The 12,360-nt window shown below is 42.0% G+C and carries 13 protein-coding genes; 4 read left to right on the top strand and 9 right to left on the bottom strand.

Annotated features, from left to right (window positions below; genetic code table 11):
- Together L4D79_RS02515 and L4D79_RS02510 are read left to right on the top strand one after the other, a co-directional pair.
- Window positions 1-612: a cbb3-type cytochrome c oxidase subunit II gene (locus L4D79_RS02515; RefSeq protein ID WP_428646925.1), complete on the top strand. Its 612-nt coding sequence runs from the start codon at window positions 1-3 to the stop codon at window positions 610-612.
- On the top strand, window positions 609-2,765 hold the full coding sequence (locus tag L4D79_RS02510; RefSeq protein ID WP_428646922.1) for a c-type cytochrome: 2,157 nt from the start codon (window positions 609-611) through the stop codon (window positions 2,763-2,765). Before L4D79_RS02515 ends, L4D79_RS02510 begins: the two co-directional genes overlap by 4 nt.
- Before the next feature lie 121 nt (window positions 2,766-2,886).
- Here L4D79_RS02510 and L4D79_RS02505 read toward each other — a convergent pair whose 3' ends face one another.
- Together L4D79_RS02505 and L4D79_RS02500 are read right to left on the bottom strand one after the other, a co-directional pair.
- The gene (locus tag L4D79_RS02505; protein ID WP_428646919.1) at window positions 2,887-3,294 is read right to left on the bottom strand and encodes a hypothetical protein; all 408 of its coding nucleotides are present in this window, start codon (window positions 3,292-3,294) and stop codon (window positions 2,887-2,889) included.
- Between the two features lie 55 nt (window positions 3,295-3,349).
- Window positions 3,350-3,787, bottom strand: coding sequence for a GNAT family N-acetyltransferase (locus L4D79_RS02500; protein WP_428646916.1), 438 nt, complete (start codon window positions 3,785-3,787; stop codon window positions 3,350-3,352).
- 216 nt (window positions 3,788-4,003) lie between these two features.
- Here L4D79_RS02500 and L4D79_RS02495 point away from each other — a divergent pair, with 216 nt between their 5' ends.
- The gene (locus L4D79_RS02495) at window positions 4,004-4,504 is read left to right on the top strand and encodes an outer membrane protein (protein ID WP_428646914.1); all 501 of its coding nucleotides are present in this window, start codon (window positions 4,004-4,006) and stop codon (window positions 4,502-4,504) included.
- Between the two features lie 64 nt (window positions 4,505-4,568).
- Here the strand turns inward: L4D79_RS02495 and L4D79_RS02490 are convergent, their stop codons facing one another.
- The 6 genes from L4D79_RS02490 to L4D79_RS02465 all read right to left on the bottom strand — a co-directional run bounded on the left by L4D79_RS02490 (window position 4,569) and on the right by L4D79_RS02465 (window position 9,876).
- Entirely contained in the window at window positions 4,569-5,558 is a 990-nt protein-coding gene (locus tag L4D79_RS02490) for an alpha/beta hydrolase (RefSeq protein ID WP_428646911.1), read from the bottom strand.
- A gap of 140 nt (window positions 5,559-5,698) precedes the next feature.
- Window positions 5,699-6,112: an NUDIX hydrolase gene (locus L4D79_RS02485; protein WP_428646909.1), complete on the bottom strand. Its 414-nt coding sequence runs from the start codon at window positions 6,110-6,112 to the stop codon at window positions 5,699-5,701.
- Between the two features lie 227 nt (window positions 6,113-6,339).
- On the bottom strand, window positions 6,340-6,747 hold the full coding sequence (locus L4D79_RS02480) for a GNAT family N-acetyltransferase (protein WP_428646907.1): 408 nt from the start codon (window positions 6,745-6,747) through the stop codon (window positions 6,340-6,342).
- A gap of 166 nt (window positions 6,748-6,913) precedes the next feature.
- Window positions 6,914-8,029, bottom strand: coding sequence for a TDT family transporter (locus L4D79_RS02475; protein WP_428646904.1), 1,116 nt, complete (start codon window positions 8,027-8,029; stop codon window positions 6,914-6,916).
- Between the two features lie 345 nt (window positions 8,030-8,374).
- Complete coding sequence (locus L4D79_RS02470; protein WP_428646901.1) at window positions 8,375-9,079, bottom strand: GAP family protein; 705 nt, start codon at window positions 9,077-9,079, stop codon at window positions 8,375-8,377.
- 158 nt (window positions 9,080-9,237) lie between these two features.
- Complete coding sequence (locus L4D79_RS02465; protein WP_428646898.1) at window positions 9,238-9,876, bottom strand: hypothetical protein; 639 nt, start codon at window positions 9,874-9,876, stop codon at window positions 9,238-9,240.
- Between the two features lie 456 nt (window positions 9,877-10,332).
- On the opposite strand from L4D79_RS02465, the gene L4D79_RS02460 reads away from it, so the two are divergent.
- Window positions 10,333-10,737 carry a thioesterase family protein gene (locus L4D79_RS02460; RefSeq protein WP_428646895.1) on the top strand — a complete coding sequence of 135 codons (405 nt, stop codon included), beginning with the start codon at window positions 10,333-10,335 and terminating at the stop codon, window positions 10,735-10,737.
- A 53-nt stretch (window positions 10,738-10,790) separates the two neighbouring features.
- On the opposite strand, the gene L4D79_RS02455 is transcribed toward L4D79_RS02460, so the two are convergent.
- Window positions 10,791-11,708: a 4'-phosphopantetheinyl transferase family protein gene (locus tag L4D79_RS02455; RefSeq protein ID WP_428646892.1), complete on the bottom strand. Its 918-nt coding sequence runs from the start codon at window positions 11,706-11,708 to the stop codon at window positions 10,791-10,793.
- Between the last annotated feature and the right edge of the window lie 652 nt (window positions 11,709-12,360).

The following is a 12,360-nucleotide window of genomic DNA, read 5'->3' as shown; positions in this document are numbered from 1 at the left end:
ATGAGTACCGATTTCACCAAGTCAGTCATTATTCTCATCGCTTCTACCTTTGTGGTGGCATCGTTTTCTATTTTGGTCTGGGTACTGCCAAACCTGCTTAGAACACCCGAGTTAGTTGCCAATAGCGATGCTATACCGCTCACCGCGATTCAAGTGGCCGGAAGGGATGTGTATATCAGCGAAGGGTGTCATGTTTGTCACACTCAGATGGTGAGGCCACTTGAGCCAGAAATCAAACGAAATGGCCCCGCTAATAAAGAACCTGACGATATCTACGAGTTCCCTAATTTATGGGGCTCCAAGCGTACCGGGCCAGACCTAACCAACCTAGGAAGAAAATACTCCGATCAATGGCACACGATACATCTCATCGATCCGCGTCGCGTTGTTCCTACTTCAATTATGCCAGCTTACCCGTGGCTATTTGAACAAATCCTCTCTGGTGATGCGATTACCGATAAGATGGAAACGCTTCGATTTCTAGGCGTCCCTTACAGTGATGAGGATATCGCCAATGCACGACTTCAAGTTAGAGGTAAAACCAAAGGCGAAGCGCTTGTTCGTTACCTACAAAGCTTAGGTGTCGATACATCAGAGGAGAGAAAACGATGAGCAATTTCTGGAGCCTCTGGGCGGCGATCGGTACAGTTGTTTTCTTCATTTTGATGGTTGCGGTCGTCATCAAATATTGGCGTAACAACCACTTGGCAGATAAAGAACGCGTGCTCGATACCTTTGATGGCATTGATGAGAATGACGCCCCCCCTCCCCGTATCTTATTTACGTCCTATTTCATTGCATTTGCTATTTCACTGGGATACTTAATTTTGTATCCCGGTATCGGGACTTGGAAAGGTTTAATGGAATATGACCAGGCTAATGACAAACTCAGCAGTCCTAACACCAGCCTTGATCAACAATTTGCCGCCATAAGCGACAACTCGTTAGCGTCCCTCTCTAATAACACCGACATAGTATCTTCAGGGAGAATGCTGTTTCAGACCCACTGTGCCGCTTGCCATCGAAATAACGCACAAGGCGCAAAACATTTTCCTAACTTAATTGACAACGAATGGCTCTACGGCGGCTCAGACGATGCGATTATTCATTCGATCGAACTAGGTCGAAATGGTGCAATGCCAGGCTGGATTGATGTTTTAAGACCAGATGAAATAGCGAAGGTTTCCTACTATCTTGCCTCGCTAAATCAGCATCATACAGATGTGCCTGAGGTCAAAGTATCTCTCGGTAAAGAGCTCTTTATCAAAACCTGTTCATCGTGCCATGGAGATGGAACAATCGCGAATATTGAATTAGGTGTACCTGATTTATCCGATAATATCTGGCTTCATGGTGGTAGCATCGAAGAGATTCAGCACACTATTCGTGCCGGCCTTAATAATGTCATGCCAGCATTTGGTAATCAGCTTACTCAAAATGAAATACTTGCCATAGGCGCCTATATCACCAAAGCGAGACTTGATAGTGACACTCAGCTTGCCAGCCTAGATCCCGCTTCCGTACAACGCGGAGAGTACCTTGCCTATGGGGGTGATTGTGTCGCCTGCCACAGTGCTGAAGGTGGTGAACCCTTTGCAGGTGGCCTTCCGTTCATCACGCCATTTGGCACCATTTACTCGACTAATATTACCCCCCACGTTAGCGAAGGTATTGGTAGTTATGATTATGACGATTTTCGTGCCGCATTAGTCGATGGTAAAGGTCAACACGGATACCTGTATCCAGCAATGCCCTTCACCTCTTATCAATATGTCACTGAACAAGATATGCGCGACCTGTGGGAGTACATGCAGTCAATTGCCGCTGTCCCTCGCAAAAATGACCAAAATGAAATGATGTTCCCTTCCAATATTCGTCTTGGACTTCTTGCTTGGGACATCGTTTTTGCCGACAGAACACCTGTGGACTATGAAGTACCCACAGAGATAAAGGATGTGGTTGATGATGTTGCAAAATGGCAACTTGGAAAGTACTGGGTGGCTGGTTTAGGTCATTGCTCAGAATGCCATACCCCACGCAATATTGCTCAAGCGTTGGTCAACGAGAAAATATTCCAAGGTAATTTAATTGATGGTTGGAACGCACCGAATATTACCGCTAACGAGCTATACATCGATGGCTGGGATCTGACAAGTTTGACTGACTTCCTACATACTGGGCACTCTGATAAAGGTACCGCGTTTGCGGGCATGGCTGATGTTATCAAAAACAGTTTAAGCTTAATGACTCGCGAAGATGTTGAATCAATGTCTTACTACTTGCTCGCAGGAGATACTAATAACTTCATTGATGAAAACGCAGTTCCCCTTGAGCCAACAGGTTTCGATGACGATTCATATGCGCAAGAAATCTATGCCATCTATAACCAAACATGTGGAGCATGTCATGGTGCAGACGGTAAAGGACGCGACCCAATTGCACCGACCCTGCTTAATAATGGCATTATCATGCACAGCGACCCATTCAACACAATTGCCGTGACAATCCGAGGCCTACAACCGACATACATAGATAAAGACCGAAACTTTATGCCAATGGCAAGTTTTGAAGACATCTTATCCGACACCAGGCTAGCAGAGTTAATCACCTTCGTTAGACTGCACTTGGGTGCGCGAGAAAAACCGGTAACCGCCAACGATGTAAAAGAGGTACGTGAAATGCTCGAAAAAGCGGGTTATTCCGGGGGGCTCCACATGACTCCGGATATGTATGAGAACCGAGATAGAAATATCAACGTAAACTAGTTGGCTAAACGAACGATGCCACTACAAAACACAGGTTCTGTCAGCAATATAGTAATACATCAGAAGATCATGTTAGACAAGTAATACACCAGACATGATCTTCTGAAGACAGGAGCATTCCTTAACTTCCCTTGCTCTCTAAACCTTGAGATTTAAATACCCACGCAAAGAAAAGCATGAATATAAAGTCGTTCAAGCCATAGATGCTATAAAACGCCCCGGCAAACATATCTGCGTTATACACATCTTGTAGGCTATTCTGAAAAATCCAAGCCAGCCACGCCACTACATAGACAAGTTTCTCCACAGCAAAGGCACCAGCAAGCCATCGCACATTAGACTTAATGAATGCCGCACCAAGATATGCAAGTCCCCATACAACGATCATCAATAAACCAAAGTTCGACATGACAACCGGATCAGCATCATTTATCGCGGTATTGGTAAAGGCACGGGAAAAAATTAAAACACCACCGATGTTCATTGCCGCTGCTGCTACAAATCCAAGTTTTACTACCGTTTTATTCATTTTTCTCACTTCTCAAATCGACTAACGACTACTAGCAACCACACGTGAGGCAATATTAGGGTTTTAGTTCCATGAGTTGCTCAGCGCCTGTTGCGCCAACGACCTTGAAGCCTAGACGCGTATACAAATGTTGCGCAGGGTTGGTATTGATAACACTCAAACCAACTGTCGCTCCAGTTTCATTTGCCTTTTCAATTAACTGGCCAATAAGCCTAGTTCCAACCTTCATTCCCTGATACATAGGCTCAATTTGAATTTGGACTATATACCAATAGTTACGCGCATTGCTGTATGTCACCTTAAACAAACCAATTGGACTTCCACCCAGCTCGACGATTTGTGCACTGTCAAACTCGAAGCGTATACGCTTTTCATACTCTTCATGGCTAGTGGGCATCCCCACTTCTTCGAGATAATACTTCATGGTTTTATCTCTAAGGGCAAACAAAAAACGCATATCTGACTCATTGGCATTTCTTAGGGAAAGATCCATTATTCCTCCGGTGCTTTTCCATGAAGCAATAGGCCCATGTTGTACAAAATGAGTAAAGTAGTGATCATTACACAACAAAATTGTTCATAAAATCAAAAAAAGACACACCTAAGTTTATGTATCTCGCAAAAAATAAAATCTTATTTATCCAATATCACCCTTTAAATGCACAACGTTTTAAATATGATGAAATGGTCAGCCAATTGGAGATATAAGATGAAAAAAATCAAACTGCTTGGTATTGCACTGCTCGCCCTACTACCAGCTGTATCACAGGCTCAAAATGTAAAGACGTACTTTGGAGCTAACTACGAACACGGTGATGTTAAGCTTGGAAACCAACACGCAAACGTTGATGGTCTAAAATTCCAAGCTGGCAGTGAGTTGGGGTGGGGAAATATCAAAGGGACGGCAGCAACGTTAACTGGTAATGGTGTTGATTACCATAATTACACCTTCGCTGTCGAAAAGCCATTTAGTATTCAGCAATCCAATGTCTTTGTCTCACCAGAAGTGGGCGTGACTTATGCCCGTTATAAAGATGATCAGCTGAAAGAATCAGACATAGGTCCAATGGTTGGAGCATCAATTGGTTACAATATCAATAAGAATTTCCAAATCGTCAGTAACTATAATCACTCATTCGGGATGAAATCGAACCAAGAGAACATCGATGAAGACAGCCTAAGCGCAGGCCTTAATTACCGCTTCAACTAAATGCAAAAAGCCTGCAATTCAAATGCAGGCTTTCAAGCGATAATCATGTGTACTACGAGAACAACTAGTCAGCAGCCCTTGTTAGCCATGGGCCAATCAGCTCAGAAGCAATCAAAATAATCGAAAAATGATTTTCCATATCGACTATTTTGATTTCATTTTTCCCCTCTATATTGCTATTGCCCTCTGCGAACTTAACGACTTTTATTGGGTCAAATGCTTCGTCATGCTCTCCAATCCATAGGCCAAATTGCTGAATATCCAATAGTTGTGTGTCTGGCGAAGAAGGAGTGACGGCATTAGACATGTTGACGGTGTTAAATGGCACTATTTCAGGGTTTTTCTTTAGCACTGCGTCTGGAAAATTGAATTTAACCGCCTTTGAATGGCCGAAAAACAAACCACCACTCATTGAGTTTAAAATAAAATCTGCCGTATCTACTGTCGAAAACTGAAAGTCTTTCTTTTCACTCTCATCATAATTGGTTTCCGAACGAAAACCGAAATATGGAGAAAGAAACACATATCCATCAGTTTCGGCTCTTTGACCCCAACTAGAATAGTTAAGAACCAAACCTGCGCCACTCGAATGCCCTCCAACAAAAATAGGAACATCCGGATATTGATTGCGGGCGATCTCAACAACGGAATTAATGTCTGACCACACCTGTTCAACATTTGGAGAGTCTCCTCGCTCCCCGCCAGAACCACCATGACCTCGAATATCTGGCATGTACACCGCTATATCGAAGTTATCACGTAATCCGGTACCAATGTGATTGTAAGTCAGGCCACTATGAGCTCCAGCCCCATGATAAAAGACCAAAATGGCTCTCGTCTGCTGTGGGAGATAAGAGCGGTACGCCAAAGAGACACCATCAGTGGCTTGTATATACTCAAGTGGTGACAGTGGCTTTGTTTCCGCACCTTTAATTTCTGTAAGTGAGAAAAAAGTCCCGGTAGATTGATCAGGTGAACTTGCATGTAAATAATGAGTAGGAGAAGCCAATGGCAATATCAAGGCCACACTCATAAGCATGGATTTCAACTTCATAAACATTTCCTTTGCTTAGTTACCACCCGAAACTGGGTTTATTTCATGTATACCTTGAACCAAATAGCATATATAGATAAAGACTTCACATGTGAGTAAAAAAGCCGGTACTCACATGCAATTTACGTAACTATTTAATACTATGCTTTGTTCACGGTAACTAGAGATTGTGACTCAAGCCATTTCAAAGCAACAACTGTTGCTAGTGAACAACTAGATTCGTCTCTTCCATCAACATACTTGAATTCTGCAATCTCAGCATCAGGCTGTAATTCACCTGAGTATTCAGAAAAGTAACACGTTAACTTGACAGAAACACCCTGCTTTTTACCATCAGCTTGAGCCGTGAAAGTCTCGACATACTTGATGGTGTTTGCCACCAAATCAACCGACAGTTCTTCTTTGATTTCTCGGATAAGCGCTTGCTCGTCGCTCTCCCCTGTTTCACGTTTACCACCGGGGAGGTAGAATAATTCTTTCCCTTTCGACCTTACCGTTAAAAGCTTACCATCGTGAATCAATACCCACGCTAATTTATCGATTACTTTGTTCACTTTCATCCTCAATAACTAATTTATTTTGTATTGCCTAAAACTTTAACCCAGTGACAACAAACTTGACTAGAAAGATAGTCCCAAACAATAATATTTGTGTTTTGTTTATATAATAGAATAATCGGTCAGCACTCTCAGACGAAAAACTAAACTGCTCTTGAGATTTGACCTTAGCTTTTCGGTCAGACAGATCACCTTTGCCAAGCGCCACACCTGATGATGCCTTGTTAAGTCATTTCACGTCGTAAAAGTCTGACTCCACCAACTTCTGCACTAAAGCCCAAAGAGTTGTAATAGCTCTCCATTTCTGGAAGACAATACAACTCAAAATGTTTTATCTTTTTGAGACCATCGTGAGTTTCTACTTGTTGCATTAACTTTTTACCCAAGCCGGTACCACGGTATGTAGAACAAACAATGACATCGAAGATTAAGGCTTTAAATACAAAGTCGCTTAATACACGAACAAAGCCAACCAATTGGTCAGCCTCATCTAAAATACCGATACAAACTTGCGAACCACGAACACAAGCATGTGTATCTTCAAGCGTTCTATCTTTGGCCCACCATACTTGCTTATACAAGTCATGAACCTGCTTTACTCGCTCATGAGAAAAATCGTTAATTATCTTCATATCTTCCTTGATATCACCGTGTAACAAATATATGCCATTCTTTAAAGCCGTACTATATATGATTACTTTAATAAACGCTGCCCCATATAGAAAAACTTTTCACCTCCATTCACAACGGTGAATCCGCACAGCAAAGATATTCGCGCTTATCGACGGAAAAACGCTCTTATAAAGAGTCATTGTGTTTCTTTGCAATGACATCCGGGGCATTTGTTGGTGGAGATAATAACTCTCCATTAGCAACGCCTTTCGCTGTTCCTATAGCGGCGATGAGCCATGCTATAAGTAAGAAAAGGAATAACAAATAGGCCGCTATTTCAAAAAAAGGAAGTTTCGAGTGATTTGCTATTTGTGCTGTCCCAGTAACACAGGTTCCAACAGGAAATGTAAATGCCCACCACGTTAAGCCAAACTTCATGTTCAGTTTATGAGCTCGAATAGTTAGCAAGCTAGCAATAACCCCCCAGAACATCGCGAACCCCCAGACAGGTAGGCCAAATATAAGTGACAAGTCATTAAAGGTTGCCCCTTTAGGTTCCGGCAAGATAGTAATAGCAATGGTCCCCAATGCGCCTGCGGCAGTGATAGATTGCCCTAATGGGCCAAGGATAATCCATAAGGTTGGAACACGCCCTCCCCCTGAACTTCCTGAGTGTGCGAGTCTACTCCATATCATAGTGATGATTATTAACGAAGCCATAAAGCTAATACCAAAAAAGCAGTAGCAGCCATAGAGCATTAACACCTTAGCTTCTGCCGAACCCGCATAAGGAATAAGCAGAGCGCCTACCGCAGCTGAGACCATTGGTGGAACGACTGGCATTAGCCATCCACCAAATGCGGCATCATCTCGTATGGTATAGCGAGTAAATAGTAGATAAGGGATAGTAATGGCGGTCATCAAACCAAGTACTGTACCTATGATCCATAACCACCAGGCGATAGTGATAGCATGCTCATGAGGCACGATGTTGCCACCAAGTAATACAAACCCACCCGCCACTGTTAAAAATGCCATCGGTGGTGCGCCAAAGAATTGCCCCATAACTGGGTCATCAAATTGTTTCTTGATAATATGAGGCCGTGTTATGGCTTGAAAAATCTTGAGCACAGTCAAGATAAAGAGTAAAACTGTTGCAGTGAGCCAAAAAACCAACCCTAAAATATCCAATGTATTTTCAATTCCAGGTAGGGTTACTGCTGCATTCGCTATAATGCCTGTTCCCATTACAGAGGCAAATAAATTAGGACCTATTTCTTTCGATTTCGCACTTAAGTTCATTAGTTTGCCTCACGAAAGTCTTACTGAAGTATAGCAACTATTAAAAGAGCGCAATATGTTATTGATTAATTTGATAGTTATTAAGGGTAACGACTATTGATCCGATATGATTTCTATAATAATTATTATCACTCCACAACAACGGAAAGCTCTCGATTTCACTACATAGGTGAAATATTACTTAATAGTGGTATGACCATGACGTATAGTAAGTTTCGAATCGGAAAATAAATAACTCATAACCTCAGTTGTGTGGCGGGACGTTCTAAGCTGGCACGGCTTTTGTTTTGCCTGTCAGATTGACTGCGCTTGTTGGATGTATTAGTTCCATGTAACTTTCTGCAGTTAGTTCGTTGGTAGTAATGGATATCCTAGGAACCAGCCAATCGAATCCATCGACAACACTACGCCTAAAACGACTAGACAACTTACCATAGCAGGCTTTCCAAAGCGCTTAATCAATTGTGATATAGAGCCAAATATAGATTCACTTTTATTTGGTGCGACTAGACGAATTAGCAGGAGGGCAAAGAAAGGCGCTACAAATACGACATTGTAAAAAAGTAATGCACCGATAGAACCCATAGAGTTTAAGTCAGCCCTAAGAATTTGCTCGATGGCACCGAAATATGGGACTGCTCCTGGTACACCGATAACAGTTAAGCTTAGACCGAGTGTAAAGGCGCGTGTTGGAGAAATGGATTCTTCAGAGCCAGTGGATGTTGATATTTGAGGGAGTCGATACTGCTTCCATGCATAAATTAACAAAGCAACGCCAACAATAAGCTGAAGCACAAGTTCTGCAGTATTGGGTTGATTCCACCATCGAGAAACAATTGGGTTAATAACCTCAAATACCAAGTCGAAACCAACCAGAAGCAGTAAGCCTGATAAAGAATAAACTAGAAATATTCCGAAAATGAAGCATAGAGCGCCAGTTATGGGCCGCTTTCCTCCAAGAATTGCAGCTAAAGGAAGAAGGCCGATCGGTATCATTGACGTACTATCAACTAAGGCAATAGCTATGAGAATAATTAACAAACTGATCATTTAGTGGAAAATCCTATTGATAATCTGTAAGCGCCTAACTCCGCAATAAGGTGTGCTAGGCTGCAGTTAACCACCACGAAACACAAGCAACACACCCCCTTAAACATAAGTCAATTTAGACCAAAGATGTCTAGAAAGCAGGTGTAGAATGTAATTAGTTATGTTTTTTCCTCAGAAATAGATGGGGTAACAACTTTTATTGGTAAAGAAGATAGACTGTTTCCGAAGTTACAATATTGATTAAACTGCTCATCTGTCAGTTTACCTACAGCTTCTTTGATCACTTCGCAGCTTTGGATTATCAGTTCACTGGGATCACCCTTTCCACGTGAAATTTTATACCCTAAGGTAGGGTCAAGCCCAACATATTCATTTACTTTGATATAACTAGCATATGACGAACCCTCAAAATCTGTTTTTATTCCTAGTGTAATATTAGTGGCTGGATGAGTTTTTTCGTCCACTAACGATCTCATTATCGGATCTATGCCATAAAACTTTGCGGCAATCGGGTTTAAGAAAGCGAGCATTGGTCCCATTGTATCTTCTATATATCCTTCTATATCCCTGCCTTTAAGATTTATTGGTTCTACCCTCATTCTGTAATTAAATATATAGAGATTATATTTTGTATAAAATTCTGCACTTTCAAAACACGTAAGGCCAGAGTAGTTTTCACAGCCAAATTTCTCGTACAGTATATTCTGCTTAACCGGAACAACATCAGCGTACGACTCTGTGCTCAATAAACCAACGAAGAAAAAAAGAGCAAAAAATTTAGTAATTTTGAATTCCATCTATATAACCTTTCTTAGCATATAGTCCCTGCCATAAGGGTGGTACAGTAAACTTACCAAGCGCGCTGAGCTCCATATACCCAAACCGTCAAGAGTAAAGCGCCATCTTGATCAATTTTCAAGGTAACATACCAACCGCATTCAAAAACTGTTTTTGGTCCAAAATACTTTATGTTGTATTCACGACGAAGATCACCAAGGCAAGGTATTGATCCACAAAACAATATCTAGCTCAAAATTCCTCTCAACCATTGCCCTTTCTTATAGCTCGTTCCCAAACAGGCCTTCAAGCTATTCAGGCACTTGCCATTGGTTGCATCCTTGAGTGCTGGTTGCTAAAGCCAAATGCCCAGATCGAGGTTCTCGCTGCTATGACCAGTTCAAAACCGATTAAATTTACAAATGCAGTCATGTAGAGTGTCTTGCTTATTAGCAGTAATCGAGACAGCCTGAACAATGACAACCATTCATCACCATCCTGTACAAATTTATTACGAAGATACCGATCATTCAGGTGTTGTTTATCACCCAAACTTCTTGAAGTATTTTGAACGCGCTCGTGAGCACGTTATCGACAGCGATAAACTCGCAACATTATGGAATGAGCATGGCCTTGGTTTCGCTGTGTACAAAGCCAATATGATCTTTCAAGATGGTGTTGAATTTGCTGAAATTTGCGATATTCGCACCAGCGTTACTCTAGACGGTAAATACAAAACCCTGTGGCGCCAAGAAGTATGGCGCCCTAACGCTACACGCGCCGCCGTGATTGGCGATATTGAAATGGTCTGTTTAGACAAGCAAAAGCGTTTACAGCCGATCCCACAAGATTTGCTTGATAACATGGTATCCATGGTTTAGAGCCAAGATGTAAATACAAGGTGCTTTACGATTGGCAATGAAGGCACTGCAACCTAATCATTGAGCACACTCACTAAAGAAACTCTACGGGCGTAAATAGAAGACACATCCAATTTTCGTCCTTTCACTATCAAACCAAAACGATAGCTTGCTGACAAGCGCCCTAAATATATAGACCATGCTTGCCCTCCCGCTTGCTCGCTGCAATCAAAGCTCTTTTCCTTATCTGCACAGTCTTCACCTGCACGGTCTTCACCCGCACTAGCTTCCAATGTATTTACAACAATACCCGTCACTATTTCGAGTGATTGTTCACACGCCGGTTTTTCATCGACAAGTGAAAGACGCTGTTTACTGCTTAAAGAAAAATCAAAACCAAATGATTTTAACGATTGAGCAAGCCCAAGCCCTGTCGCTTTAATATACGACTCTTTAAGCACCCACAAATCAAAAAAACGTCGGCGCTGATCGCTCAGGTCCAACTGCATTAATGATTTTATTTCTTGTGGTTGAAAGTAATTTTCCATGATAGTGCTAAAAGACAGCTCTTCTCTTTCACACTCAATATCAACGCCTAGCTCTATCTCTTGATCTGCCGTTTGCGTAACAGCCAGCAATACTTGATCACCGCTATGGCTTAAATTAAAGACCAAGCCTGTTTGCTGACGCTGTGTTTTGCACAAATTCGGTTTGCCTTGCTCGCCATATTCAAAACACCATTCATGAGGATGTATACGAGCATAACGAGACAGGGTCACACGAAGAAATGCACGTATGTAAATGGCGTGCATACGTGCCAAAGGCTGTCGGTAGCGCATCGCTTTGGCTAACTCTTCTTCGTTAAGTAAAGGGCGAGCTTGATGAATCAAACAGGAATGATCAATTGCCACAGTAGAGAAACAAGCTTCTACATTTTTATGCATTGTTGGCAATGCGAGAAACCATAAGTCCACCGTGTTTTTCAGCGTCAATTCCAGTCAATCCAAGCAAAAATTGTAGTGAGTATTATACGTCACTGTGTCGTCAAAACAACTCAGAAACAGGCCGACAACCCAACGCCTAACAGGTCAGACGACTGACCAATTAAATTTATAATTGATCACATCAAACCCTCACCACACAAGGAGCAATATAACTTTTTTTCACAAAATGCCACACAGATCACTAAAGCATGAAAAGCTGAGCATTTACACCAAAAAACCAGACCACCACCTTAAGTATCAATAGGTTAATCCAAATATCATTACAAAATATAGGAATTAGCAAATGTGAACTGGTCTGAAGAGATCCAACCTCTTACTCAGGCGATTGTAACCACAATCCGCCTCGGGTAGGCTGCTCAACCATTGACTGATTCAGCGAAAAACATTGCAGTGGAATCTAAATTCCACAAGGTGCATAACGCTGCTGCTCTACAGGATAGTAATGGAAACGAGCACTATGGATTACCTGACAACATTGCCTTGTCAAACTGATAAAACACCTGCGTTTTAACATGCAGTTGTCTACTCACTCTTCATCTTGGCACTATCCTGCCTCTACTTATTTTTTTATAAGCGCATTTTCGCACCTACCTCTATTGCTTCACCTTATATATTTTCATCAGTTGCCTAGCCGCAACAC

This window comes from Photobacterium satsumensis (genome assembly GCF_050336935.1).
GTDB lineage: Bacteria > Pseudomonadota > Gammaproteobacteria > Enterobacterales > Vibrionaceae > Photobacterium > Photobacterium satsumensis.
The sequence above is the reverse complement of the archived record's forward strand: the minus strand, read 5'-3'. Positions and strand labels throughout refer to the sequence as shown.

Bases quoted from the DNA above. Each gene is read 5' to 3' on its own strand.
- L4D79_RS02515 (WP_428646925.1), top strand. From the start codon at position 1: ATGAGTACCGATTTCACCAAGTCAGTCATTATTCTCATCGCTTCTACC.
- L4D79_RS02510 (WP_428646922.1), top strand. From the start codon at position 609: ATGAGCAATTTCTGGAGCCTCTGGGCGGCGATCGGTACAGTTGTTTTC.
- L4D79_RS02505 (WP_428646919.1), bottom strand. From the start codon at position 3,294: ATGAATAAAACGGTAGTAAAACTTGGATTTGTAGCAGCAGCGGCAATG.
- L4D79_RS02500 (WP_428646916.1), bottom strand. From the start codon at position 3,787: ATGGATCTTTCCCTAAGAAATGCCAATGAGTCAGATATGCGTTTTTTG.
- L4D79_RS02495 (WP_428646914.1), top strand. From the start codon at position 4,004: ATGAAAAAAATCAAACTGCTTGGTATTGCACTGCTCGCCCTACTACCA.
- L4D79_RS02490 (WP_428646911.1), bottom strand. From the start codon at position 5,558: ATGAAGTTGAAATCCATGCTTATGAGTGTGGCCTTGATATTGCCATTG.
- L4D79_RS02480 (WP_428646907.1), bottom strand. From the start codon at position 6,747: ATGAAGATAATTAACGATTTTTCTCATGAGCGAGTAAAGCAGGTTCAT.
- L4D79_RS02475 (WP_428646904.1), bottom strand. From the start codon at position 8,029: ATGAACTTAAGTGCGAAATCGAAAGAAATAGGTCCTAATTTATTTGCC.
- L4D79_RS02470 (WP_428646901.1), bottom strand. From the start codon at position 9,079: ATGATCAGTTTGTTAATTATTCTCATAGCTATTGCCTTAGTTGATAGT.
- L4D79_RS02465 (WP_428646898.1), bottom strand. From the start codon at position 9,876: ATGGAATTCAAAATTACTAAATTTTTTGCTCTTTTTTTCTTCGTTGGT.
- L4D79_RS02460 (WP_428646895.1), top strand. From the start codon at position 10,333: ATGACAACCATTCATCACCATCCTGTACAAATTTATTACGAAGATACC.